General features: G+C 73.4%; 25 protein-coding genes. 8 read left to right on the top strand and 17 right to left on the bottom strand.

Annotation, left to right across the window (positions count from 1 at the left end; genetic code table 11):
- Window positions 1-157: 157 nt before the first annotated feature.
- The 4 genes from ACTG9Q_RS17845 to ACTG9Q_RS17830 form a co-directional block, all read right to left on the bottom strand.
- Window positions 158-838, bottom strand: a complete 681-nt coding sequence (locus tag ACTG9Q_RS17845) for a DedA family protein (protein WP_455573919.1) — start codon at window positions 836-838, stop codon at window positions 158-160.
- A 124-nt stretch (window positions 839-962) separates the two neighbouring features.
- The gene (lipA, locus tag ACTG9Q_RS17840) at window positions 963-1,964 is read right to left on the bottom strand and encodes a lipoyl synthase (protein WP_455573918.1); all 1,002 of its coding nucleotides are present in this window, start codon (window positions 1,962-1,964) and stop codon (window positions 963-965) included.
- A 37-nt stretch (window positions 1,965-2,001) separates the two neighbouring features.
- Window positions 2,002-2,925 carry an oxidoreductase gene (locus ACTG9Q_RS17835; RefSeq protein WP_455573917.1) on the bottom strand — a complete coding sequence of 308 codons (924 nt, stop codon included), beginning with the start codon at window positions 2,923-2,925 and terminating at the stop codon, window positions 2,002-2,004.
- A 60-nt stretch (window positions 2,926-2,985) separates the two neighbouring features.
- On the bottom strand, window positions 2,986-3,495 hold the full coding sequence (locus ACTG9Q_RS17830; RefSeq protein WP_455573916.1) for a hypothetical protein: 510 nt from the start codon (window positions 3,493-3,495) through the stop codon (window positions 2,986-2,988).
- 126 nt (window positions 3,496-3,621) lie between these two features.
- Between ACTG9Q_RS17830 and ACTG9Q_RS17825 the strand changes: the two genes are divergently transcribed.
- A complete protein-coding gene (locus ACTG9Q_RS17825; RefSeq protein WP_455574047.1) occupies window positions 3,622-4,230 on the top strand; it encodes a TetR/AcrR family transcriptional regulator in 609 nt (202 codons plus the stop codon).
- Here the strand turns inward: ACTG9Q_RS17825 and lipB are convergent.
- The 5 genes from lipB to lpdA all read right to left on the bottom strand — a co-directional run bounded on the left by lipB (window position 4,223) and on the right by lpdA (window position 9,753).
- Window positions 4,223-4,951: a lipoyl(octanoyl) transferase LipB gene (lipB, locus tag ACTG9Q_RS17820; protein ID WP_455573915.1), complete on the bottom strand. Its 729-nt coding sequence runs from the start codon at window positions 4,949-4,951 to the stop codon at window positions 4,223-4,225. The genes ACTG9Q_RS17825 and lipB overlap by 8 nt on opposite strands.
- Entirely contained in the window at window positions 4,948-5,571 is a 624-nt protein-coding gene (locus tag ACTG9Q_RS17815) for a phosphatase PAP2 family protein (protein ID WP_455573914.1), read from the bottom strand. The genes lipB and ACTG9Q_RS17815 overlap by 4 nt, the downstream gene beginning before the upstream one ends.
- The gene (locus ACTG9Q_RS17810; RefSeq protein WP_455573913.1) at window positions 5,568-6,446 is read right to left on the bottom strand and encodes a TIGR01777 family oxidoreductase; all 879 of its coding nucleotides are present in this window, start codon (window positions 6,444-6,446) and stop codon (window positions 5,568-5,570) included. Before ACTG9Q_RS17810 ends, ACTG9Q_RS17815 begins: the two co-directional genes overlap by 4 nt.
- A 97-nt stretch (window positions 6,447-6,543) precedes the next feature.
- The gene (gene sucB / locus ACTG9Q_RS17805; protein ID WP_455573912.1) at window positions 6,544-8,316 is read right to left on the bottom strand and encodes a 2-oxoglutarate dehydrogenase, E2 component, dihydrolipoamide succinyltransferase; all 1,773 of its coding nucleotides are present in this window, start codon (window positions 8,314-8,316) and stop codon (window positions 6,544-6,546) included.
- A 60-nt stretch (window positions 8,317-8,376) separates the two neighbouring features.
- The gene (lpdA, locus tag ACTG9Q_RS17800) at window positions 8,377-9,753 is read right to left on the bottom strand and encodes a dihydrolipoyl dehydrogenase (RefSeq protein ID WP_455573911.1); all 1,377 of its coding nucleotides are present in this window, start codon (window positions 9,751-9,753) and stop codon (window positions 8,377-8,379) included.
- Between the two features lie 201 nt (window positions 9,754-9,954).
- Between lpdA and ACTG9Q_RS17795 the strand changes: the two genes are divergently transcribed.
- Window positions 9,955-10,290 (top strand): oxidoreductase, encoded by a 336-nt coding sequence (locus ACTG9Q_RS17795; protein ID WP_455573910.1) that lies wholly within the window; start codon window positions 9,955-9,957, stop codon window positions 10,288-10,290.
- Here ACTG9Q_RS17795 and ACTG9Q_RS17790 read toward each other — a convergent pair.
- On the bottom strand, window positions 10,287-11,792 hold the full coding sequence (locus ACTG9Q_RS17790; protein WP_455573909.1) for a leucyl aminopeptidase: 1,506 nt from the start codon (window positions 11,790-11,792) through the stop codon (window positions 10,287-10,289). The two genes, ACTG9Q_RS17795 and ACTG9Q_RS17790, sit on opposite strands and share 4 nt — an antisense overlap.
- Window positions 11,793-11,947: 155 nt before the next feature.
- Between ACTG9Q_RS17790 and ACTG9Q_RS17785 the strand changes: the two genes are divergently transcribed.
- Window positions 11,948-13,123: a hypothetical protein gene (locus ACTG9Q_RS17785; protein ID WP_455573908.1), complete on the top strand. Its 1,176-nt coding sequence runs from the start codon at window positions 11,948-11,950 to the stop codon at window positions 13,121-13,123.
- A 73-nt stretch (window positions 13,124-13,196) separates the two neighbouring features.
- A complete protein-coding gene (locus ACTG9Q_RS17780; RefSeq protein ID WP_455573907.1) occupies window positions 13,197-14,291 on the top strand; it encodes a branched-chain amino acid aminotransferase in 1,095 nt (364 codons plus the stop codon).
- Between the two features lie 53 nt (window positions 14,292-14,344).
- Here ACTG9Q_RS17780 and ACTG9Q_RS17775 read toward each other — a convergent pair whose 3' ends face one another.
- Genes ACTG9Q_RS17775 through ACTG9Q_RS17765 form a run of 3 tightly spaced genes read right to left on the bottom strand, consistent with a single transcriptional unit; the run spans window position 14,345 to window position 16,643 of the window.
- Entirely contained in the window at window positions 14,345-15,073 is a 729-nt protein-coding gene (locus ACTG9Q_RS17775) for an adenosylcobinamide-GDP ribazoletransferase (RefSeq protein WP_455573906.1), read from the bottom strand.
- Entirely contained in the window at window positions 15,073-16,116 is a 1,044-nt protein-coding gene (gene cobT / locus ACTG9Q_RS17770; RefSeq protein ID WP_455573905.1) for a nicotinate-nucleotide--dimethylbenzimidazole phosphoribosyltransferase, read from the bottom strand. Before cobT ends, ACTG9Q_RS17775 begins: the two co-directional genes overlap by 1 nt.
- On the bottom strand, window positions 16,113-16,643 hold the full coding sequence (locus ACTG9Q_RS17765; protein WP_455574046.1) for a bifunctional adenosylcobinamide kinase/adenosylcobinamide-phosphate guanylyltransferase: 531 nt from the start codon (window positions 16,641-16,643) through the stop codon (window positions 16,113-16,115). The genes cobT and ACTG9Q_RS17765 overlap by 4 nt, the downstream gene beginning before the upstream one ends.
- Window positions 16,644-16,674: 31 nt before the next feature.
- Between ACTG9Q_RS17765 and ACTG9Q_RS17760 the strand changes: the two genes are divergently transcribed.
- On the top strand, window positions 16,675-16,872 hold the full coding sequence (locus ACTG9Q_RS17760) for a hypothetical protein (protein WP_455573904.1): 198 nt from the start codon (window positions 16,675-16,677) through the stop codon (window positions 16,870-16,872).
- Between the two features lie 10 nt (window positions 16,873-16,882).
- Here ACTG9Q_RS17760 and ACTG9Q_RS17755 read toward each other — a convergent pair whose 3' ends face one another.
- Window positions 16,883-17,818, bottom strand: coding sequence for a carbohydrate kinase family protein (locus ACTG9Q_RS17755; protein WP_455574045.1), 936 nt, complete (start codon window positions 17,816-17,818; stop codon window positions 16,883-16,885).
- Between the two features lie 169 nt (window positions 17,819-17,987).
- On the opposite strand from ACTG9Q_RS17755, the gene ACTG9Q_RS17750 reads away from it, so the two are divergent.
- Complete coding sequence (locus ACTG9Q_RS17750) at window positions 17,988-18,155, top strand: hypothetical protein (protein WP_455573903.1); 168 nt, start codon at window positions 17,988-17,990, stop codon at window positions 18,153-18,155.
- Between the two features lie 80 nt (window positions 18,156-18,235).
- Here the strand turns inward: ACTG9Q_RS17750 and ACTG9Q_RS17745 are convergent, their stop codons facing one another.
- Both ACTG9Q_RS17745 and ACTG9Q_RS17740 read right to left on the bottom strand, forming a co-directional pair.
- On the bottom strand, window positions 18,236-18,598 hold the full coding sequence (locus ACTG9Q_RS17745) for a HesB/IscA family protein (RefSeq protein ID WP_455573902.1): 363 nt from the start codon (window positions 18,596-18,598) through the stop codon (window positions 18,236-18,238).
- A 147-nt stretch (window positions 18,599-18,745) separates the two neighbouring features.
- Window positions 18,746-19,855 (bottom strand): glycerate kinase family protein, encoded by a 1,110-nt coding sequence (locus ACTG9Q_RS17740; RefSeq protein ID WP_455573901.1) that lies wholly within the window; start codon window positions 19,853-19,855, stop codon window positions 18,746-18,748.
- Between the two features lie 44 nt (window positions 19,856-19,899).
- Here ACTG9Q_RS17740 and ACTG9Q_RS17735 point away from each other — a divergent pair, with 44 nt between their 5' ends.
- Both ACTG9Q_RS17735 and ACTG9Q_RS17730 read left to right on the top strand, forming a co-directional pair.
- A complete protein-coding gene (locus ACTG9Q_RS17735; RefSeq protein WP_455573900.1) occupies window positions 19,900-20,553 on the top strand; it encodes a DUF3043 domain-containing protein in 654 nt (217 codons plus the stop codon).
- Between the two features lie 22 nt (window positions 20,554-20,575).
- Window positions 20,576-21,565: an aldo/keto reductase family protein gene (locus tag ACTG9Q_RS17730; protein WP_455573899.1), complete on the top strand. Its 990-nt coding sequence runs from the start codon at window positions 20,576-20,578 to the stop codon at window positions 21,563-21,565.
- A gap of 45 nt (window positions 21,566-21,610) precedes the next feature.
- Here ACTG9Q_RS17730 and map read toward each other — a convergent pair whose 3' ends face one another.
- Window positions 21,611-22,375 (bottom strand): type I methionyl aminopeptidase, encoded by a 765-nt coding sequence (map, locus tag ACTG9Q_RS17725; protein ID WP_455573898.1) that lies wholly within the window; start codon window positions 22,373-22,375, stop codon window positions 21,611-21,613.
- Between the last annotated feature and the right edge of the window lie 39 nt (window positions 22,376-22,414).

The raw sequence follows: 22,414 nt of genomic DNA, 5'->3' as shown, positions 1-22,414 counted from the left end.
GGGGCTGGAGAGTCGTGATCAGTCCCGGCCGCCTGCGGTGTGGACGGATCGGTGTCGTGTGCGGGCGGACTGGCACGGCTGGGCCGTGCTTCATATCTGAACCACGGCTTGGTGCCCCGCGCCGGTGATTTCGGCGCGGAGTCAGGCCGTCGGGAAGTCAGCGGACCGGCTGCAGGTCCTCCTCCGGCTCGGCGGACTCCGCTGCCAGGGCGATCGCCGGTGCGGTGCGGTTCTTGTTGCGCTTGCGGATGATGTGGACGGCGAAGAAGGCGACCGCCGCGCCGCCGACGACGAGGATGCCGCCGGTGCTCAGGTACTTCTCGATCTGCTTGGCCGCCTCGCCGAGCGCCGCGCCGATGGCGATGTGCAGGGCTGACCAGCACGCCGCGCCCGCGACGACGGCGGGGAGGAACTTGCGGTACGGCAGGCCGGAGGTGCCCGCGGCGGCCGGGGTCAGGGTGCGGACGACGGGCAGGAAGCGGGCGAAGAACACCGCCCAGGCCCCGCGCCTGCGCAGGATGTCGGTGGCCCTGTCCCAGCCGTCCACACCGTACTTCTGGATGAGCTTGGTCTCGCGCAGCTTCGGCCCGAACCGGCGGCCGATGGCGTAGCCGACCGAGTCGCCGACGCCCGCGCACACCGTGACCACGCCCCACAGGATCAGGAACCGGGCGGTGGAGTTGACCGTCGTGGCCGCGATGAGCAGGCCGCCTTCGCCGGGGGCGATGAAGCCGAGGCCGATGGTGCACTCGGCCAGCACCAGGCCGCCGGTCGCGGCGACCAGGGCGGGCTGCGGCAGGGCCTGTAGCCAGGTCAGGACGTCAGTCAACAGCGCCACGGTGGTTGATCCCCCCTCGAACTGCGGCCGCCCCGCTGGCGCCGCACGTGAAGTCTCTCGTTCAGAGGGAGCCTGGCATAAGCGGGTTCCACCCTGAATCAGACTGGGAGCGGACCCGTAGGGGCTACTTGCGCAGTAGCGCGGTGATCTCCTGGCGCGCCTCGCCCGCCTCGGCGAGGTGGCGCAGGTTCTCCGGGACGGTGTCGCCGCGGTGGGCGACGGCCTGGGTGTAGAGCCTGCCCGCGCGGTAGGACGAGCGGACCAGCGGACCGGCCATCACCCCGGCGAACCCGATCTCCTCGGCGGTTTCCTTGTGCGCCAGGAACTCCTCGGGCCTGACCCAGCGCTCCACGGGGTGGTGGCGCACGCTCGGGCGCAGGTACTGGGTGATCGTGATGATCTCGCAGCCCGCGGTGTGCAGGTCGCGCAGCGCGGCGGTGACCTCATCGGCGGTCTCGCCCATGCCCAGGATGAGGTTGGACTTGGTGACCAGGCCCACCTCCCGCGCGCGGGTGATGACCTCTAGCGAGCGCTCGTAGCGGAACGCGGGCCGGATGCGCTTGAAGATGCGCGGGACGGTCTCGACGTTGTGCGCGAGCACCTCAGGGCGCGACCCGAAGACCTCGGCGAGCTGCTCGGGCTCGGCGTTGAAGTCCGGGATCAGCAGCTCGACGCCGGTGCCGGGGTTGAGGGCGTGGATCTGGCGGACGGTCTCGGCGTAGAGCCAGGCGCCGCCGTCGGGCAGGTCGTCGCGGGCCACGCCGGTGACCGTGGAGTAGCGCAGGCCCATCGCCTGCACGGACTCGGCGACCCGGCGCGGCTCCTCGCGGTCGAGGTCGGCGGGCTTGCCGGTGTCGATCTGGCAGAAGTCGCAGCGGCGGGTGCACTGGTCACCGCCGATGAGGAAGGTCGCCTCGCGGTCCTCCCAGCACTCGAAGATGTTGGGACAGCCCGCTTCCTCGCACACCGTGTGCAGGCCCTCGCGCTTGACCAGGCCCTTGAGCTCGCGGTACCCCGGGCCCATCTTGGCCCGGGTCTTGATCCACGATGGCTTCTTCTCGATGGGCGTCTCGCTGTTGCGCGCTTCCAGGCGCAGCAGCTTCCGACCCTCAGGCGCGACCGTCACGTCCGCCAGGTTACGCCGCGCCTCGCGGTGAGCGGCATCACGCGGGGTCAGGGGCCACGCCGGTCAGCTCGGCGGTGCGCTCCCAGAGCCCGCGGCCGAGGTCGGGATTGAGGGCAGCCGCGCGGGGCTTGGCCGGGCCGGGATCGCCGTAGACCTCGCCGGGGCCTTGCGGGCCGTAGTACTGCCCGCCGGTGACGTCGGGGGCGGTGGCGGCGTAGAGCTGGGGGAGGGCGCCGCGCTCCAGCGACTGGGTGATGAGTCGGTTGCCGAAAGAGACCACCGAGGTCAGCGCGCGGCCGAGTGCTCCGGAACTTCGCTGGCGGGCGGAGTTGGCGGCCAGCTCGGTCATGGTCATACCGGGGTGCGCGGCGACGCTGAGCACGTCGAGGCCCGCGGCGCGGACCCGGCGGTCCAGCTCGATGGCGAAGACCAGGTTCGCTAGCTTGGCCGCGCTGTAGGCCGCGGTCGCGCGGTAGCGGCGGCGCTCGAAGTTGAGGTCGTCGACATCGAGGCCGGGGCCGCGGTGGGCGATGCTGGAGACGGTCACCACGCGGGCCGACTCGCGCAGCGCGGGCATCAGCAGCCAGGTCAAGGCGGCGTGGCCGAGGTGGTTGGTGCCGATCTGCAGCTCGAAGCCGTCGGCGGTGCGCCTGTGCGGGGTGGCCATGACGCCCGCGTTGTTCATCAGGACGTGCAGGCGGTCGTCGGTGCGCTCGCGGACCTCGGCGGCGGCCCTGCGCACGGAGGCGAGGTCGGCCAGGTCCAGGGGCAGCAGCTCGGCCGCGCCGTCGATGGTGGCCAGCGCGGCCTTGCCGCGGTCGACCGAGCGGCAGCCCATGAGCACGTGCGCGCCTCTGCCCGCCAGGACTTGCGCGCTGCGCAGGCCCAATCCGGAGTTCGCTCCCGTGACCAGGACCGTGCGGCCACTCAGATCGGGGATGTCGGCCTCGGACCACGCCATGTCGCGCCCTTCCTACTCATCAGTACGTCCCATGTTAGGGGCGCGCTGATGAGAAGGTCCTCAGGCGCTGGTGACCAGCCCGCGCAGGAACTGCTCGACGGGGTTGCCCCGCCGCTGGACCTGCTTGGGCGGCGCGGAGCGGATCAGGGTGAGGAAGGCCGCGCCCACCCGGCTGATCTCCGCGCGCGGCTCGGCGGGCCCGGCGAGGCCCGCGGCGAGCGCCAGCATCCGCTGCTCGCCTGCGATGGCCGCGGTCAGGGCGCTGTCGGCGTTGGCGTCGAGCACGCGGCGCAGCACCGGGTTCTCGGCGGCCGTGGCGCGCCAGGCCGCGGCCACCGCCTCGACCAGATCGATGCCGGGGTCGCGCTCGGCCTCGAGCTGCGCCAGCCCCACCCGGCCGGTCAGGCGCACTGACCAGCGGTAGTGCAGGGCGAGCAGCGCCTCACCGCGATCGGCGAATTCCGCCGCGGCCTTCTCCGGGAGGGGCAGCGGGCCCTCCGGGTCGTGCCTGGCCAGCTCAAGCACCGCGTCGAGAGCGTCCCGCCTGCGGTAGAAGTCGGTCCAGCCCATGGCTCGTTCCCCTCTCGCCGTGACCTGCGCCATACCGTGAGTTTGCGACATACCATCGGTACGGTCCCGATGTCGCCAACCTACCACGGGTACGTACCGTCGGTATGTCGTAATCTCGTGACCGTGGTGACAACCTCGTCGCGAAAAGCCGACTACAGCGAGTCGACCAGGCAGGCCCTGGTCGACTCCGCGGTCGAGCTGTTCACCGAGGGCGGCTACGCAGCCACGTCACTGGACGCCGTCGCCCGCCGCGCCCGGGTCACCAAGGGCGCGCTGTACCACCACTTCAGCGGCAAGCAGGCCCTGTTCGAGGCCGCGTTCGCCACCGTGGAGGCCGTCGTCGTCGCCCGGCTCGGCGACGTGGTGGTCAACGGCCCCGGCAGCGCGTGGGACCGGGTTATCGGCGGCGTGCGGGAGTACGTGCGGGTCTGCCTGGAGCCGTCCTACCAGCGCATCGTCATCCACGAGGGCCCGGTCGTGATGGGCTGGGAGCGGTGGCGCGCGGCGGAGGAGCACTACAGCTACGGCCTGATCCGCGCGGCCCTGGAGTCGCTGATGCGCGCCGGGGAGATCGACGAACTCCCCGTGGAGACCACCGCCCGCATCCTGTTCGGCGCGCTGTCGACCGGCGCGGCGATCATCGCGGGCGCCGAGGACCCGGAGCGGGCGGTGGCGGAGGTCTCGACGACGATCGTGCGGGTGCTGGAGGGGATACGCCGCTCGCCGGTCAGCTGAGGGCGAAGGTGACGCCGGGGACGCTGGGCGTCGCCTGGCGGATGTCGTGCTCGCGCACGGGCAGGGCGCCTTCCAGGGCGTCCGGGACCGCGGCGCGGGCGAGGGGGAGCACCTCGGCGACGGTGACCTGGCGGCCCAGCTCGGCGGTCAGGGAGGTGACCCCGGCGTCGCGGATGCCGCAGGGGACGATGCGGTCGAAGGCGGTGAGGTCGGCGTCGCAGTTGATCTCGAAGCCGTGCAGGGTGACGCCGCGCTGCACGCGGATGCCGATGGCGGCGACCTTGCGCTCCGGGCGGGTGGCGTCGGCGGGCAGCCAGACGCCGCTGCGGCCCTCGACGCGGCCGGTCGGCAGCCCGAAGGCCGCGCACACCGAGATCAGGGCCTCCTCGATCCGGCGGACGTACTGCACCACGTCGATCGGGTCGTCGAGCTTGATGATCGGGTACCCGACCAGCTGGCCCGGCCCGTGCCAGGTGATCTTGCCGCCGCGGTCGACGTCGATGACCGGGGTGCCGTCCGCGGGGCGGTCGGCGGGCTCGGTGCGCTTGCCCGCGGTGTAGACCGAGGGGTGCTCCAGCAGCAGCAGCGTGTCCGGACCGGCGCCGTCGGCGCGGGCGGTGGCCAGCTCGCGCTGGAGCTCCCAGGCGGGCAGGTACTCGATCAGTCCGAGTTCGCGCACGGCCACCGGGTGGGCGTCGGCGCGGCAGGAAGCGGTGCTCACACCCGCGACCTTACGCCGCCCCGCCGGGCCGGGAGCAGCCCAAGGCCGGTGGCGGTGAGCAGGCCGAGGCCGACCACGCCCAGGCTCGCGCCGAGCACGTCGGTCAGCCAGTGCACGTCCAGCACCATCCGGCACAGCGCCGCCAGCGCCACCGCGGCGACCGACCACCACAGCACCGCCCGCAGCCACCGACCGGCCAGCCACGCGCACAGCACCACCGCGGTGAAGGCCGCCGACGCCACCGACACCACGTGCCCGCTCGGGAAGCTGAAATCGGGGTACTCGCGCGGCCTGCTCCGCTCGAACAGCGGCTTGGCCAGCGACACCGTCCGGCACGCCGCCAGCAGCACGGCCGACCGCAACAGCAGACCCCGCACCTCCCGGTCGCCTCGGCGGTGCGCTGCCAGGGCCGCGATGAGCAGCCCGAGCCCGAGGACCACCGGCAGGACCGGCCCCAGCACCGCGCTCACCACGAACGCGACGTCACCGACCCCCGCCTCCCAGCCGCCGCCCACCGACTCCGCCACCAACCGGTCCACCGTCGGCGTGGTGTCCGACACGGTCACGCCCAGGACCAAAAACGCGATCAGCAGCAGCCCGCCCGCGCTGATCCGGCTCATCGGGTCTCTGTGGCGGCCAATGCCTTGTCCACCGTGGAATAGGTGAAAGTGAACCCGTTGTCCTGCAACACCTTCGGCACGAGGTGTTGGCTGCGGAGAACCTCGTCGGCCAGTTCGCCCAAGGCCAGGTGCAGGGCGGTCCGGGGGACGGCGAAGGGGGCGGGGCGGTGGCGCGCCGCGGCGAGGGCCCGGGTGAACTCGCTGTTCCGCGCCGGGGTCGGGCCCACCAGGTTCACCGGGCCGGAGATGTCGGTGCGCAAGAGGAAGGCCAGGGCGGCGACCTCGTCGTCCAGGTGAATCCAGGGCATGTACTGCTTGCCGCTGCCCAGGCGCCCGCCCAGGGCGAGGGAGAACAAGGGCCGCAGCGGACCCAGCAGACCGCCGCGAGGGGACAGCACCTGCGCGCTGCGGGCCAGCACGACCCGGGCGTTCGCCGCGGGCGCGGTCGCCCGCTCCCACTGCTCGCACAGCTCGGCCAGGAAGCCCGAGCCCCGGGGCGCGGACTCGTCGGCCGGGCCGCCCTCGGTGTCGCCGTAGTAGCCCACCGCGGAGCCGTTCACCAGGACCGGCACGCCGTGCTCGGCCACCGCGGCGGCCAAGACCTCCGTGGGCTCGATCCGGCTGTCCAGCAGCACCTGCTTGCGGGCCGCGCTCCAGCGGCGGTCGGCGACGCCCGCGCCGCACAGGTTGACCACCGCGTCGGCGCCGTCGAGGGCGCCGGGGTCCAGCCGCCCGGCCGGGGGGTCCCAGCCGCGCTCGTCGGCCGCCGAGGGCGCGCGGCGCACCAGGCGCACCACCTCGTCGCCGTCGCGGCGCAGTCGGGCGGCCAGGGCGGTCCCGATGAGGCCGGAGGACCCGGCGAGCACAACACGCATGCGGTTGATGGTCCCTGACCCGGCTGACGCCCGCAGGATCGGGTGAACGCGGACCGGGCCGCCCCCACGAATGGGGACGGCCCGGAAACGGCGATCGCTACAGGCCCAGGTCGGCCTCGAAAGCGCCTTCCTCCAAGCGGGTCTTCACCGTGCTGAGGAACCGGCCCGCGTCCGCGCCGTCGATGAGGCGGTGGTCGTAGGTCAGGGCCAGGTACACCATCGAGCGGACGGCGATGCTGTCGTCGCCGTTGTCGTCGGTGACCACGACCGGGCGCTTGACGACCAGGCCGACACCCAGGATCGCGACCTGCGGCACCGGGATGATCGGGGTGTCGAACAGCGCGCCCTGGCTGCCCAGGTTGGTCAGCGTGAACGTCGCGCCGAACAGCTCGTCGGGGGTCACCTTGTTGGCGCGGGTGCGCTCGGCGATGTCGACGATCTTGTGCGCGAGGCCCGCCAGGTTCAGCTCGCCCGCGTTGTGGATGCCCGGCAGCAGCAGCCCCCGGTCGGTGTCCACGGCGATGCCCAGGTGCTCGGCGGCGTGGTAGGTGACCTCTTTGGTCTCGTCGTTGATCGAGGCGTTGAGCTTCGGGTGCTGCTTGAGCGCCTCGACAGCGGCCTTGGCGAAGAAGGGCAGGAACGTCAGCTTGACGCCCTCGCGCTGCTCGAAGGCCGTCTTCGACCGCGTCCGCAGCTTGGCCACCCTGGTGATGTCGACCTCGATGACCTGGGTGAGCTGCGCGGCGGTCTGCAGCGACTCGACCATCCGCCGCGAGACCGTCTGGCGTAGCCGCGTCATCTTCTGCGTGGTGCCGCGCAGCGTGGTGTCGACCTGGACCGGCTTGCTCGTCGCGACCGGAGCGCTCGTCGCCGCGGCGGCGGGCTGCTGCGGCTGCGGGGCGGGGGCCTTGGCGGCCTCGGCCGCGGCCAGCACGTCCTGCTTGCGGATGCGGCCGCCGATGCCGGACCCGCGCACCGAGCCCAGGTCGACGCCGTGCTCGGCGGCCAGCTTGCGCACCAGCGGGGTCACGTAGGGGGAGCCGTCACGGCCGCCCTCGCCGCCCTGGGGCGCGTCCTGCTTCGGCGCGGGCGCCTGCTGCTTCGGGGCCTCCTGCTTGGGAGCCTCTTGCTTCGGCGCTTCCTGCTTGGGGGCCTCCTGCTGGGGCGCTTCCTGCTGGGGAGCCTCGCTCTGCTGGGGGGGCTCCGGCTCGGACTGGGCCGGGGCCGCCGAGCTGTCGCCGATCACGCCGAGCTTGCCGCCGACGTCGACGGTGGTGTCCTCGCCCGCGGTGATCTCCAGCAGGGTGCCCGCCACCGGCGAGGGGATCTCGGTGTCGACCTTGTCGGTGGACACCTCCAGCAGCGCCTCGTCGACCTCGACGGAGTCGCCGACCTGCTTGAGCCAGCGGGTCACGGTGCCCTCGGTGACGCTCTCGCCCAGCGCGGGCATCGTCACGTCGGTGCCCTTGGCGTTGCCCTTGGGCGCGTCGGGGGACGGCTGCGGCTCCGGCGGCGCCTCCTCCTCGGCCCGCGGCTCGGGCTCCGGCTGGGACTCGGGCTGGGATTCAGGCTGGGCCTCGGGCTCGGGCTGGGACTCGACGTCCCCCCCGGAGTCCTGACCCGAGTCACCAGGGCCGTCCCCGATGACGGCGAGCTGCGCGCCCACCGCCACGGTCTCGTCCTCCTGCGCCACGATCTTCTGCAGCACACCCGCCGCGGGCGAGGGGATCTCGGTGTCGACCTTGTCGGTGGACACCTCCAGCAACGGCTCGTCGACGGCGACGGTGTCGCCCTCCTGCTTGAGCCACCGCGTCACGGTGCCTTCGGTCACGCTCTCACCGAGCGCGGGCATCTCTACGGAGAACGCCATGGTTTCCAGGACTCCTCGGACTTGCTAGCGGGCTGACAGGGTGGACCTACGGACCCGCGGTCAGCCGTGCACGTGCAGTGGCTTGCCCGCGAGGGCGAGGAACGCCTCGCCCAGGGCCTCGTTCTGCGTCGGGTGGGCGTGCACCAGCGGGGCCACGTCCTCGGGGAATGCCTCCCAGTTGTAGATCAGCTGGGCCTCGCCGATCAGCTCGCCGACGCGCTCGCCGACCATGGTCACGCCGACGACCGGCCCGTTGGGCTCGCGGACCAGCTTCACGCCGCCGGAGGTCTTCAGGATCTGGCTCTTGCCGTTGCCCGACAGGGCGTAGACGAGGGTCTCGGCGCTGCCGAACTTCTCCTTGGCCTGCGCCTCGGTGAGGCCGACCGAGGCGACCTCCGGGTTGCAGTAGGTCACCCGGGGGATGCCCGCCTCGTCGATCAGCCTGGGCTCCAGGCCCACGATCTGCTCGGCGACGAAGATGCCCTGCTGGAAGCCGCGGTGGGCCAGCTGCAGGCCGGGGACCAGGTCGCCGACGGCGTAGACGTTGGGCAGGTTGGTGCGCAGGCGCCCGTCGGTGACGACGAAGCCGCGCTCCATGGCGACCCCGGCCTCCTCGTAGCCGTGGCCCGCGCTGTTGGGGCCGCGGCCGACCGCGACGAGCAGCAGGTCGGCCTCCAGGGTCTCCCCGGACTCCAGGGACACGGACACGCCGGTGTCGTTCTGGGTGGCGCCGGTGAACCGCACGCCGGTCTTGAAGGCGATCTTGCGCTTGCGGAAGGCGCGCTCGAGCTGCTTGGAGGCCCACTCGTCCTCGGCGGGCACCAGCCGGGGCAGCGCCTCGACCACGGTCACCTCGGCGCCGAAGGAGCGCCACACGCTGGCGAACTCCACGCCGATCACGCCGCCGCCGAGCACGACGACGCGCTCGGGGATGTGGTCGAGGTTGAGCGCCTGGTCACTGGTGATGATCCGGCCGCCGATCTCCAGGCCGGGCAGGGTGCGCGCGTAGGAGCCGGTGGCGAGCACGACGTTCTTGCCGGTGTAGCGGGTGCCCTCGACCTCGACGGAGTTCGGGCCGACGAAGGTGCCCGCGCCGCTGACCAGGGTGACCTTGTTGGCCTTGACCAGGCCCTGCAGGCCCTTGTAGAGGTTGGCGACGATGCCGTCCTTGTAGGAGTTGACACCGTGGATGTCGATGCCCTCCAGCGAGGACTTCACCCCGAACTTGTCGCCCTCGCGGGCGAGGTCGGCGACCTCGGCGGCGTGCAGCAGGGCCTTGGTCGGGATGCAGCCGCGGTGCAGGCAGGTCCCCCCGACCTTGTCCTTCTCCACCAGGATCACCGACAGGCCGAGCTCGGCGGCGCGGAAGGCGCACGCGTAGCCGCCCGATCCGCCACCGAGGATCACCAGGTCGGCTGTGGCGGGGGTGTCAGTCACGGGATCTCCTCGACGAGCGACTACGTGGTCCAGGTCGCCCGCGCGGTGTCCGGGCGTGCCACCAGCGACCATCTTTCCACTTCGCGGCGTTGCGCCGCGCAGTGGCCGGGGTGTCGGAGACCACGATCAGGTTACTAGTCGGTACCCCTGGGACAATGGACGCACAGAGCCCGGATCAGCCGATTACGGAGGTGGGCCGACGTGGGCCTTTTCGACTCGCTGCGCCGCAAGCGCGGCAAGGCCAAGCCCGGCACCTTGCGCCCGGCCAGCAAGCAGGACACCACGCACCTGGACGAGTGGGCGAACTCCAGGACCGGCGTCGAAGCCTACGTCGAGCCCCGCACCAACGTCACCGACACCACCGTCGTGCTGGTCGCGCACGACGGGGAGTGGACGCGGCGGCGCATCGCCGACTTCGACGCCGCCCTGGAGTTCGGCCGCAAGCGCAAGATGCCGGTCTACGAGGTGGCCCGCGTCGGCTATCCCCAGCGCATGCGTGACTACATGGCCCGTCAGAAGAAGGAGGGCCAGGACTAGCCGTTCTCGGCGATGTCGGCCAGCACGGCGGCCAGCGTGCGCACCGGGACCCCGGTGCCGCCGCGGCTGGTGTAGCCCCAGGCGCCCTCGGCGTTGTAGGCCGGGCCCGCGATGTCGACGTGCGCCCACGGCACGCCGTCGGCGACGAACTCGCCGAGGAAGATGCCCGCGGCCAGCATCCCGCCCCAGCGGTGCCCGGTGACGTTGGCCAGGTCGGCCAGCCGCGAGTCCAGGTCGGCGCGCAGCTCCTCGGGCAGCGGCATCGCCCACGCGCCCTCGCCGACGGCGCGGCCCAGGGTGGCCACCCGGTCGCGGAACTCCGGCGTGCCCATGACCCCGGAGGTCCGCTTGCCGAGGGCGACGACCTGCGCGCCGGTCAGCGTCGAGGTCTCGATGAGGTAGTCGGGGGCGTCCTCGCAGGCGCGCACGATGGCGTCGGCCAGGATCAGCCTGCCCTCGGCGTCGGTGTTGAGGACCTCGACGGTCGTGCCGCCGTACATCGTCAGCACGTCGCCGGGGCGGTAGGCGTCGCCGGAGGGCATGTTCTCGGCCATCGGGACGGTGGCGGTGACCTCCAGCGGGTACTTCAGCTTCGCCGCCAGCACGACGGTGGCCACGACCGCGGCGGCGCCGCTCATGTCCGAGGTCATCTGGTCCATCGCGGCGGCGGGCTTGATCGAGATGCCGCCGGTGTCGAAGGTGATGCCCTTGCCGATCAGGGCGACCTTGGCCTTGGGCCGGGCGCCGCGCCAGGTCATCCTGACCAGGCGGGGACCGCGGGTGGAGCCGCCGCCGACGCCCATGATGCCGCCGAAGCCGCCCTTGCGCAGGGCCTTCTCGTCGAGCACCTCGACCTCGAGCCCGGCGGCCTTGCCCAGGGCGGCGGCCTTCTCGGCGAAGGAGCCGGGGTAGAGGTCGTTCGGCGGGGTGTTGATGAAGTCGCGGGCGGTGGCCACCGCCTCGGCGATCGCGGTGGCGGCCTTCAGCGTGGCCCGGTGCTCCTTGAGCGTGCCCTCCTCGGGCACGGCGAAGTCGACCTTGACCGCCCCATCCTTGGCAGGCCCGTTCTTGGCTGGCTCGGACTTGTACGCGGTGAACGAGTACGCGCCCAGCGCCGCCCCCTCGACCGCGGCCTGCAGGTCGAGAGTGGACAGCAGGCTGGCGACGCGGGCGGTGCCGCTCAGCGCGCGCGCCGCGGCGCCCGAGGCGCGGCGGACCTGCTCGCCCGCGATGCCGTCCTCATCGGAGCCGAGGCCGACGGCGACGACGACGGTCGCGGGGACCTTGCCGAGGGCGGGCAGCTTGACGACCTCGTCGGCCTTGCCGGTGGCGCCCAGCGCGGTCAGCGTCTCGGCGAGCGTGCCCCCGAAGGCCGCGTCCACGGCCTCGGCGCCGGGCTGCAGCGCCACGCCGTCGGCGGTGCGGACGGTGCCGAGGACGAGCGCGTCGACGGCGGCCTCGGCGGCCGGGGTGGCGGCCAGCGCCAGCTTGGGGGCGGTCACTTGGTGGCTCCTAGGGAGTTCTGTCGACCGGCCGCGGCCTCATGGGCGCCCCAGGTCGGTCCGGGCGAGATGTGGACGAATGCTAACGACTTGCCACTGGCTTTCAACCGAAGTCGGCTGGAGAAACACCGGGGAGATCTGGCACGGTTGTGACCGTGACAGAGCTGGGACAGGCCACGGGCGCCGCCTCGGTTATGGTGCCGGGTTTCCTGCTCGGCGCCATGGCCGCGGGCGCGCTCGCGGTCGCCGGGCCCGCCGCGGCCGAGGCGGGTGGCTGGGCGCTGGCCGGGCTCGTGCTGACCGTCGTCGTGGCGGGTCTCACCACTGCCTCCATGATCGACCTCGCCGCGCACCACGGCGCGTTGAGCGGGTACGCGCACGTCAGGGAGGCGCGCGGGCCGTGGATGGGTCGGGTGGCGGCCGTGCTGTCGGTGTCGGGGCGGGTGGTCGCGGCGGGGGCGCTCGCGTCCGCCGCTGGTCACGCCGTGTTGCCCTCGGCGCCGCGGGCGGCCGCCGTCGCGGTGGTGGTCCTCGCCGCGGGGCTGGTGGTGGCGGGCTTTCGTCCACCGCCCGCCGTGCTGCATGTGGTGATCGTCACACTGGGTCTTGTGGTGGCCGCATGCGTTGTGGTGGCGCCGGTTGCGCCGCCGGACGTGCCCGGGGACGTCGCGGGGGTTGACAGCCCACTCGGCGTCGTGCCCGCGGCCGGGCTGCTGTTCCTCGGGTTCGCGGGCATCGAGCGGATCACCGGGGTGCGGCCGTCGCGGGCGCTGCTCGTGCTCGGCGGTGGCGCGGCGGTGCTCGCCGTCGTGGTGTTCGCGGTGCTGCGCCAGCTCGGCGGGCCGCGCCTGGCGGCCTCCCCGGCGCCGCTGCGCGACGCGCTCGCCGCCGCGGACGGGACCGCGCTGACCCCGCTGCTGGTGCTCGGGCTGGCCGCGGCGGCGGTGCTGGTGGTCCGCCCGCTGCTGTCCGATGTGGCCGGAACCCTCCGCGAGCTGGCCGACGCGGGCGAGCTGCGCTCCGGGGTCTACGCCGGACAGGCGGCGGCGGTGCTCGCGGCGGGGGTGGCGGTGGCGCTGCCCACCGGGTTCGCCGTCGCGCTGGCTGTGACGCTGCTGCTGGGCTACTTCGCCGTGGTCAACTCCGCGGCCCGGACGCTGGCGCGGTGCGAGCGCTCGTCGTGGGTGCGGTCGGGGTGCTGCGGGCTCGCGCTGTGCGTGGTGCTGGCGGTCAACGTCTCGGTGCCCGCGCTGCTGGCCGCGGTGGCCGTGCTGCTGGTCGGCGCGGGTCTGTTCGCCATGGTCAGGTCAACCGCGGGTAACGAAAGGTAGCTTTGCGACAGTCGGACTTCCGATCCTCGGGATACCGATTTCCCCGGCTGGCGCGGCGGGCTACCGTTTTCCCATGACGCCCTTCACACGCACCCCCAACCCGCAGCCGGCGACCCCGGAGAGGGTCGCGGAGGTACTGGCGAAGCCGGGCTTCGGGCAGCATTTCACCGACCACATGGTGACAATCCGCCACACCGTTGCCGACGGCTGGCACGACGCCCGTGTCGAGCCCTTCGCCCCCATCACGCTCGCCCCGTCCGCGATGGTGCTGCACTACGGGCAGGCCATCTTCGAAGGGCTCAAGGCATACCGCCAGCCCGACGGGTCGATCGCCTCGTTCCGGCCGGAGGTCAACGCCGCCCGGCTGCGCTCCTCCGCGCGCCGCCTCGCCATGCCCGAGCTGCCCGACGAGCTGTTCATCGCCTCGCTGCGGGAGCTGCTGGCCGTCGACGCGCACTGGGTCCCGACCCGGGACGAGGAGTCGCTCTACATCCGGCCGTTCATGATCTCCACCGAGGCGGGCCTGGGGGTGCGCCCGGCCTCGGAGTACCTGTACCTGGTGATCGCCTCCCCCGCGGGGGCGTACTTCCCCGGCGGGGTGAGGCCGGTGACGGTGTGGCTCTCGGCCGAGTACGTGCGCGCCGCGCCCGGCGGCACCGGCGCGGCCAAGTTCGCGGGCAACTACGCCGCCTCCCTCGCCGCGCAGGCCCAGGCCGCCGAGCAGGGCTGCGACCAGGTGGTGTGGCTCGACGCCGTCGAGCGCCGCTGGGTGGAGGAGATGGGCGGGATGAACCTGTTCTTCGTCCTCGGCTCCGGCGCCGACGCCCGCCTGGTCACCCCGGAGCTGTCCGGCGCGCTGCTGCCCGGGGTCACCCGCGACTCGCTGCTGGCCATGGCCGCCGACCTCGGCTACGGCGTGGAGGAGCGGCGCATCTCCACCGACGAGTGGGAGAAGAAGGCCGAGTCCGGTGAGCTGACCGAGGTCTTCGCCTGCGGCACCGCGGCGGTGATCACCCCGGTGGGCCACGTCAAGCACGCGGGCGGCGCCTTCGACATCAGCGGCGGCGCGACCGGCCCGGTGACGACCCAGCTGCGCGAGAGCCTGATCTCCCTGCAGCGCGGCGGTGTGGCCGACACCCGCGGCTGGATGACCACGCTGGTCCCGTGACCCGGGCGCTGTGCGCCGCGCGTGGTCGCGGCGCACAGCGCGGGGTGTCCGGGTCAGAGCGTGCCCGGGATGAGGACCGCCAGGGTGGCCAGCTCGCAGGCCGCGCCGAGGACGTCGCCGGTGACCCCGCCCAGGCGCCTGCGGACGTGGCGGATCAGGACCGCGACCACCAGCGCGGCCAGCACGACGCCGGTCGTGGCCGCCCAGGGGTCGCCGGGGACGGCGAAGGTGGCCGCCGCGACGGCGACGGCCAGCCAGGCGACGGGGACGAGCCCCGGCTGGGTGCTCGCCACCAGCGCGCCCAGCCCCTCGGGGCGCGCGGCGGGGATGCCGCGCAGGCAGCAGGCGGTGAACGCGATCCGGCCCGCGGTGACGGCCAGGACGGCGACGCCGAGCCTGCCGGGGTCGAGGGCGGCGAACGCGGCGGCCTGCCCGCCCATCACCACGATCAGCGTGGCCACCGCGAACGGGCCCGCGCCGCCGTCGCGCATCACCGCGAGGGCGCGCTCGGGCGGGCCGTAGCAGCCGAGGCCGTCGGCGGTGTCGGCCAGCCCGTCGAGGTGCATACCGCGGGTGGACAGGGCCAGCAACGCCACCGCCAGCAGCCCGCCCAGCAGCGGCGGCAGGCCGATCAGGTGTGCTGTCCACAGCAGAGCGAAGGTCGCCGTTCCCAGGAGCAGCCCGACGACCGGGGCCAGCGCGATGGCCCTCCCGGCCGCCCGTCCGTCCACTTTGGGCACGTGCAGTGGCAGGACGGTGAGCCAGGACAGCGCCAGGCGCACTACTCCCCGCCCGCGGTGCTCACGCCCGCTTCGCCGAAGGTCGCCATCTCGGCCAGGACGCGCACCGCCGCGGCGACCAGGGGCAGCGCGACCGCCGCGCCCGAGCCCTCGCCCAAGCGCATGTCCAGATCGATGACGGGCGTCAGCTCCAACTGCTCCAGCACCATCTGGTGCGCGGGCTCCACCGAGCGGTGCCCGGCCACCCACCACCGCACCGCGCCGGGCGCCAGCTCCTCGGCCACCAGCGCCGCGGCCCCGATGACCACGCCGTCGAGGATCACCGGGGTCTTGCGCACGGCGGCCTGGGCGAGGAAACCGGCCGCGGCGGCCAGGTCGGCGCCCGCGGCGGTGCGCAGCAGGGCCACCGGGTCGGCGGTGACCGGCCGGGCCCGGCGCAGGGCGTCGCGCACGGCGACGGCCTTGCGCATCCAGCCCTGGTCGTCGATGCCGGTGCCGCGGCCCACCACGGCGACCGGCTCCGCGCCGGTCAGCGCGGCGATCAGCACCGCGGCCGGGGTGGTGTTGCCGATGCCCATGTCCCCGGCGATCAGCAGGTCCGCGCCGCTGTCGACCTCCTCGTCGGCGATGGCCCTGCCCGCGTCGATCGCCTGGCGGACCTCGGTGTCGGTGAGGGCGTCCTCGCGGTCGATGGAGCCCGAGGAGCGGCGCACCTTGTGCCCGGCGACGCCCTCGGGGGTGTCGGCGTCGACGGCCATGTCGACCACCCGCACGCCCGCCCCCGCCGCCGCGGCCAGCACGTTGACCGCCGCGCCGCCCGCGACGAAGTTCGCCACCATCTGCCCGGTGACCTCGCTGGGGTAGGCCGAGACGCCGTGGCGCGCGATGCCGTGGTCACCGGCGAACACCACGATCCGGGGCCGGGTGAACGGCCGCGGCGGGCAGACCCCCTGGCACGCGGCGATCCAGACGCCGAGCTCCTCCAGCCGCCCCAGCGAGCCCGCGGGCTTGGTGAGCTGGCCGTGGCGGGCGATCGCGGCCTCCCGCGCGTCCCCGCTCGGGGCTTCGACAGGCGGGAAGTTCACCGGGTGCCTCCTTGTTTCAGGCGCAGCGGCAGGCCCGCGACCAGCAGCAGCACCTCGGTGCACACCTCGGCCATGGACGCGTTCACCGCGCCGAGCTCGTCGCGGAAGAGCCTGCCAGAGCGGGTGCCGGGGACGACACCCAGCCCGACCTCGGCGGAGACCAGGGTCAGCGGGGCCGGGCAGGCGAGGGCGGCGTCGACCAGCGCGGTCCTTTGTGGGGTGAGGTCGACGCCGCCGTCCCAGGCGTTCGCGTCGTCCAGCTCGTTGGTCAGCCAGGTGGCGAGGTCGTCGACCAGCACGGGCAGCTCGGCCGTCCGGAGCGCCGCGGTGAGGCAGGCGGTGTCCGGCGTCTCGACCGTGCGCCAGCTCGCGGGCCTGCGCCCGATGTGCGCGGCGATGCGGGCGTCCCACTCGGCGTCACCGGGGACGCGCCGCGCCGTCGCCAGGTAGAGGGCGGGCCCGTTGTCCAGCAGCCCCTCGGCGTAGGCCGACTTGCCCGACCGCGCCCCGCCGAGCACCAGCGTCATCCCCACGGCCGCGCACGCTACCGTTGCCGCGGTGAGCTTCTTCTGGCGGTACGAGGACAACTCCGGCGCGTCCGTTCCCGGCCCTGACCAGCACTTCGAGGAGCGGGTCATGGCCGAGGAATGGCTCGGCGAGCACTGGCGGGACCTGGCCGACCGCGGGGTCGACCAGGTCACCCTCGTCTACGTCGGCGAGGTCGTCTACGGCCCGATGAGCCTGCACTCGCCGTAGGCCCTAGCGGTCAGCCCGGCAGGATCGCGGCGATCTCGTCGGCGGCGGCCTGCCCGTAGGCGCCCGCGATCCGCTTCACCGCGATGGCCTTGTCGAAGGTCCACTCCTGGGTGCCGATGGTCTCCAACACCAGCACGGCGATCAGCGAGCCCAGCTGCGCCGAGCGCTCCAGCCCCAGGCCCTGGGTGAGGCCCGCGAGCAGGCCCGCCCGGAAGCCGTCGCCGACGCCGGTCGGGTCGGACTTGGCGGTCTCCGGGACGGCGCCGACGTGGATGCTGGTGCCGTCGGCGGAGACGATCTCCACGCCCTTCTCGCCGAGGGTGGTGATGCGCAGCCCGACCCGGGACATGACCTCGGACTCGGTCCAGCCCGTCTTCTGGCGCAGCAGCTCCCACTCGTAGTCGTTGCTGAACAGGTAGTCCGCGCCATCGATGAAGGAGCGGATGGCCGCGCCGTCCATGCGGGCCATCTGCTGGGAGGGGTCGACGGCGAACGTGTACCCGCGCTGGCGGCACTCCTCGGCGTGGCGGACCATGCCCTCGGGGTCGTCCGGGCTGATCAGCACCAGGTCCAGCCCGCCCGCGTGCTCGGCGACCGGGGCCAGCTCGATGTTGCGCGACTCGGACATGGCGCCCGCGTAGAACGAGGCGATCTGGTTCATGTCGTCGTCGGTGGTGCAGACGAAGCGGGCGGTGTGGGCGACCTCGGAGACGTGCACGCCCGAGCAGTCCACGCCGTGGCGCTCCAGCCAGGAGCGGTAGTCGGCGAAGTCGGCGCCGACCGCGCCGACCAGGATCGGGGCGCAGCCCAGGACACCGAGGCCGAAGGCGATGTTGGCGCCGATGCCGCCACGGCGGACCACGAGGTCGTCGACCAGGAAGCTCAGCGACACCCGGTGCAGCTGGTCGGCGACCAGCTGGTCGGCGAACCTCCCCGGGAAGTGCATGAGGTGGTCGGTGGCGATGCTTCCGCTGACGGCAACGGGCACGAGGCGCTCCCTGTCTCGGGCTGGTCGTCTGCACGCGACCACCCGGACGGGTGGCCATGGATCACCGTTCGACACTACCGGGGCGTACCCCTGGGCAGGGCAGCGCGAACGTGCCTAGTGTGCCGGAATGAGCACTCTGGAACCGGAGAGCATCGGAGATTTGATAGCCGACTGCGCCGACATCCCGTCCGACCTCCTCGCCGCCGCCGACCTCCCAGGGCCGCGAGCTGCGGCGACGTGGTCGGTGGACGAGAAGTGCGTGGCCCAGGTCGCCGACCTGGACGCCTACGTCTGAACAAGCGGCGAGGGCCGCGACTGTGACAGTCGCGGCCCTCGCCGTCAGTGCTGCTTCAACGCGCGATCAGTTGCGCGCGATCAGTTGAACGAGTCCCCGCAGGCGCAGCTGCCGCCCGCGTTCGGGTTGTCGATGGTGAAGCCCTGCTTCTCGATCGAGTCCACGAAGTCGATGACCGCGCCCTGCACGTACGGCGCGCTCATCCGGTCCACGGCCACCTTCAGGCCGCCGAAGTCCTTCATCAGGTCGCCGTCGAGGCTGCGCTCGTCGAAGAAGAGCTGGTAGCGAAGGCCCGCGCAGCCGCCGGGCTGCACCGCGATGCGCAGGTGCATGTCGTCACGGCCCTCCTGGTCGAGCAGGGCCTTGGCCTTGGTGGCGGCGGCGTCGGTCAGCTCGACACCGTGGGTGGCCGCCTCGGTGCTGTTCTGCTGAGCGGTCGTCATCGTTCTCCCTCGGACAGGTCCGGCTCGGGTCGTACTCCCAGAACAACAGGGTACGCGCGGGCATTGTTCCCGCCGCCCCTGCGCCCATGGTGACACAGCGACGGACGTGCGGGGCAACCTTGTGAACAGCTCAACGCGGGCCGGGCCTCACCGCCACTGGCGGGCCACGTGCTCGGCGAGGTCGGCCAGCGTGCCCGCGGGGTCGGCCAGCGCGGCGGCCACCGACCCGGCGTGCTCGGCGACGGCGTGCACCTCGGCGATGCCGATGGAGGCGGCCTGGGTGCGCCCCACGCTGGCCTGACCGGCCAGGGCGAGGCACGGCAGCCCGCGCTCGGCGGCGGCCGCGGCGACGCCGGTGACCAGCTTGCCGCGCAGGGACTGCCAGTCGAGGCTGCCCTCACCGGTGATCACCAGCCCGGCCCCGGCGACCGCGGCGTCCAGGCCGGTGGCGGTGCGCACGATCCCGGCGCCGGAGGCGCGCGTCCCGCCGAGGGCGAGGATGGCCGCGCCCAGCCCGCCCGCGGCGCCCGCGCCCGGCTCGTCGGCGACCGGCTCGCGCCACCCGGCCAGCACGCCCGCCCACTGGGTCAACCCCGCTTCGAGCCGCTCGACGGCGGCCGGGTCGGCCCCCTTCTGCGGACCGAAGGTGACGGCCGCGCCGTGCGGACCCAACAGGGGGTTGGTGACGTCGGTCGCGGCGACGATGTCGTCCAGGCCGCCGAGGTCGGCGGTGCCCTCGACGCGGGCGCAGCGGACCAGGGCCGACCCGCCCTCCAGCGGCGTGCCGTTCTCGTCGACGGCGACCGCGCCCAGGGCGGCCAGCATCCCGGCGCCGCCATCGGTGGTCACCGACCCGCCCAGGCCGATCACCGCGCGGCGGAAGCCCTGGTCCCGGGCGGCGGCGAACAGGTCGCCGACCCCTCGGGTGCCCACGCGCTCGCAGACCTCGGCGCGCCGCCCGGCGGGCACCAGGTGCAGGCCCGCGGCCTCGGCGGACTCCAGGTAGGCGACGCCGCCGCTGCCCAGCCAGCGCGCCTGGACGGGCTCGCCGAGGGGCCCGGTGACGGTCTCGGTGCGCAGTTCGCCGCCGATGGCCGTGTGCAGGACCTCGACGAACCCGGGGCCGCCGTCGGCCAGCGGGCGCAGGACCAGCTCGTGGTCCGGGGCGCCGCGGCGCCAGCCCGCGGCGATGGCGGTGGCGGCCTCGGCCGCGGTCAGGGTGCCGCCGAAGCAGTCCGGGGCGATGACGACTCGCACGAGCCGGAGCATAGCGATCACCGCGGCTGTCCTACCCTTGTCGCGTGAGGTTCCTTCGCCGCAACCCGGCCACCACCGACGACGCCGACCAGGCCGAGGAGTCGGCCGTCACTGTGGGCGAGGACGCCCAGCCCAGGGGCTACACCCCGCCCAAGTCGCGAGCGACCCCCAAGCGCCGCGAGGCCGAGCGCAAGCGCGGCCCCGTCGCGCCGCCGCCGAAGACGACCCGCGAGGCGATCCGCCGCTCCCGGGGCAACAAGGAGGAGCGCAAGGCGCTGGCCGCCAAGCGCCGCGAGCAGCGCGTCCAGCAGCGCGAGCGGATGATGGCGGGCGACGAGAAGTACCTCATGCCCCGCGACCGCGGTCCGGTGAAGGGCTACATCCGCGACCTGGTCGACTCCCGCCGCAACCTGCTCGGGCTGTTCATGCCGCTGGCCATCCTGGTGTTCGTGGCGCTGCTGGTGCCGTCGCTGGCCGTGCAGTACTACGCCACGCTGGCGTGCCTGATCATGCTGGTGGCGATGATCGCCGAGGCCGTGCTGAACGGCAGGCGGATCGCCAAGCAGGTCAGGGCCAAGTTCCCGAAGGAGACCGGCCGCGGCTTCGGCATCGGCTGGTACGCCTTCGTCCGCGCCACGCAGCTGCGCCGGATGCGGGTGCCCAAGCCGAGGGTGCGGCCCGGGGAAGCGGTTAGTTAGCAGTTCGAACTATGCTGGCGGCATGGAGTTTCGTCGCCTCGGCCGCAGCGGCCTCAACGTCAGTGAGATCTCGTACGGCAACTGGCTCACCCACGCCTCCCAGGTCGAGGAGGACGCCGCCCACGCGTGTGTGAAAGCGGCCCTCGACGCGGGCATCACCACCTTCGACACCGCCGACGTCTACGCCAACACCAAGGCGGAGTCGGTGCTCGGGCGGGCGCTGAAGGGGCAGCGCCGGGAGGGCCTGGAGATCTTCACCAAGGTCTTCTGGCCCACCGGCCCCGGCGGCCCGAACGACCGCGGGCTGGGCCGCAAGCACATCATGGAGTCCGCGCACGCCTCGCTGCGCAGGCTCGAGACCGACTACCTGGACCTCTACCAGGCGCACCGCTTCGACAAGACCGTGCCGCTCGAGGAGACCATGCTGGCCTTCGCCGACCTGGTCCGCCACGGCAAGGTCCTCTACATCGGCGTCTCGGAGTGGAACGCCGAGCAGATCACCCGCGGCGCGGCCCTGGCCCGCGAGCTGAACGTGCCGCTGGTCTCCAGCCAGCCGCAGTACTCGATGCTCTGGCGGGTCATCGAGTCCCAGGTCGTGCCCGCCTGCGAGCGCGAGGGCATCTCCCAGATCGTGTGGTCCCCGATCGCCCAGGGCGTGCTGACCGGCAAGTACGCCCCGGGCGCCGAGCCCCCGGCGGGCTCGCGCGCCACCGACGAGGCCGGCGGCAAGAACATGATCGCCCGCTGGATGCGCGACGACGTGCTCACCGCGGTGCAGGACCTGCGCCCGCTGGCCGAGCAGGCCGGGCTGTCCCTGGCCCAGCTGGCCATCGCCTGGGTCCTGCAGAACCCCAACGTCGCCTCGGCGATCATCGGGGCGTCGCGGCCCGAGCAGGTCACCGAGAACGTCAAGGCCGCCGGTGTGACGCTCGACGCCGACCTGATGGCCAAGATCGACGACGTTCTCGAGGGCGTTGTCGAGCGCGACCCGATGCAGACCGTCACCCCGTGACCGCGCTCCCGGTCGCTCCCGGCCTCGGGGGCGACCGGGGCGGCGTCACGCGGTGAGGATCACCGGGCCGTCGGCGGTGATGGCGACGGAGTGCTCGGAGTGGGCGGCCCGGCTGCCGTCGCGGGTGCGCAGGGTCCAGCCGTCGGGGTCCACGTCGTAGGGGTCCTCGCCGCCCTTGTGGAGCATGGGCTCGATGGCCAGGACCAGGCCCTCCCGCAGGCGCATGCCCCGGTTCGGGGCGCCCTCGTTGGGCACCGACGGGGACTCGTGCATGGCGCGGCCGATGCCGTGGCCGCCGAAGTCCGGCGGGATGCCGTAGCCGCCCGCGCGGGCGACCGTGCCGATGGCGTGGGCGATGTCGCCCATCCGGTTGCCGGGCACGGCCGCGGCGATGCCCGCCGCCAGGGCCCGCTCGGACGCCTCGACCAGGGCGAGGTCGGTCTCGTCCGGGGTCCCGACCACGAAGGACATGGCCGCGTCGCCGTGCCAGCCGTCGAGGTGCGCGCCGAAGTCGATGCTCAGCAGGTCGCCGTCGCGCAGCGCGGCCGTGGTCGGGATGCCGTGGACGATCGCGTCGTTGACCGACGTGCACAGCACCGCGGGGAACGGGGTCGGCGCGAAGCGCGGGCGGTAGCCCAGGAACGACGACCCGGCGCCGTGGGCGGCGAGCACGTCGCGCGCCACGGCGTCGAGTTCCAGCAGGGTCGTGCCCACGGCCGCGGCCGCGCGGACGGCGGCGAGCGCCGCGGCGACGACCGCGCCCGCCGCCCGCATCGCGGCGATCTCGGCGGGGGTCTTCAGCTCAATCATGGGATAACAATACCGGTATTACTATCCCGGTCAATCCGC

The organism is Actinokineospora lacus (genome assembly GCF_053813445.1).
This window is presented reverse-complemented; position numbering and strand designations above follow the sequence as displayed.

Excerpts from the sequence above, each read along its gene's own strand:
- ACTG9Q_RS17730 (WP_455573899.1), top strand. The coding sequence starts at position 20,576 with ATGGAGTTTCGTCGCCTCGGCCGCAGCGGCCTCAACGTCAGTGAGATC.
- sucB (WP_455573912.1), bottom strand. The coding sequence starts at position 8,316 with ATGGCGTTCTCCGTAGAGATGCCCGCGCTCGGTGAGAGCGTGACCGAA.
- ACTG9Q_RS17750 (WP_455573903.1), top strand. The coding sequence starts at position 17,988 with ATGAGCACTCTGGAACCGGAGAGCATCGGAGATTTGATAGCCGACTGC.
- ACTG9Q_RS17815 (WP_455573914.1), bottom strand. The coding sequence starts at position 5,571 with ATGAGCCGGATCAGCGCGGGCGGGCTGCTGCTGATCGCGTTTTTGGTC.
- ACTG9Q_RS17835 (WP_455573917.1), bottom strand. The coding sequence starts at position 2,925 with ATGGCGTGGTCCGAGGCCGACATCCCCGATCTGAGTGGCCGCACGGTC.
- ACTG9Q_RS17745 (WP_455573902.1), bottom strand. The coding sequence starts at position 18,598 with ATGACGACCGCTCAGCAGAACAGCACCGAGGCGGCCACCCACGGTGTC.
- ACTG9Q_RS17830 (WP_455573916.1), bottom strand. The coding sequence starts at position 3,495 with ATGGGCTGGACCGACTTCTACCGCAGGCGGGACGCTCTCGACGCGGTG.
- ACTG9Q_RS17780 (WP_455573907.1), top strand. The coding sequence starts at position 13,197 with ATGACGCCCTTCACACGCACCCCCAACCCGCAGCCGGCGACCCCGGAG.
- ACTG9Q_RS17810 (WP_455573913.1), bottom strand. The coding sequence starts at position 6,446 with ATGCGTGTTGTGCTCGCCGGGTCCTCCGGCCTCATCGGGACCGCCCTG.
- map (WP_455573898.1), bottom strand. The coding sequence starts at position 22,375 with ATGATTGAGCTGAAGACCCCCGCCGAGATCGCCGCGATGCGGGCGGCG.
- ACTG9Q_RS17755 (WP_455574045.1), bottom strand. The coding sequence starts at position 17,818 with ATGCACTTCCCGGGGAGGTTCGCCGACCAGCTGGTCGCCGACCAGCTG.
- ACTG9Q_RS17765 (WP_455574046.1), bottom strand. The coding sequence starts at position 16,643 with ATGACGCTGGTGCTCGGCGGGGCGCGGTCGGGCAAGTCGGCCTACGCC.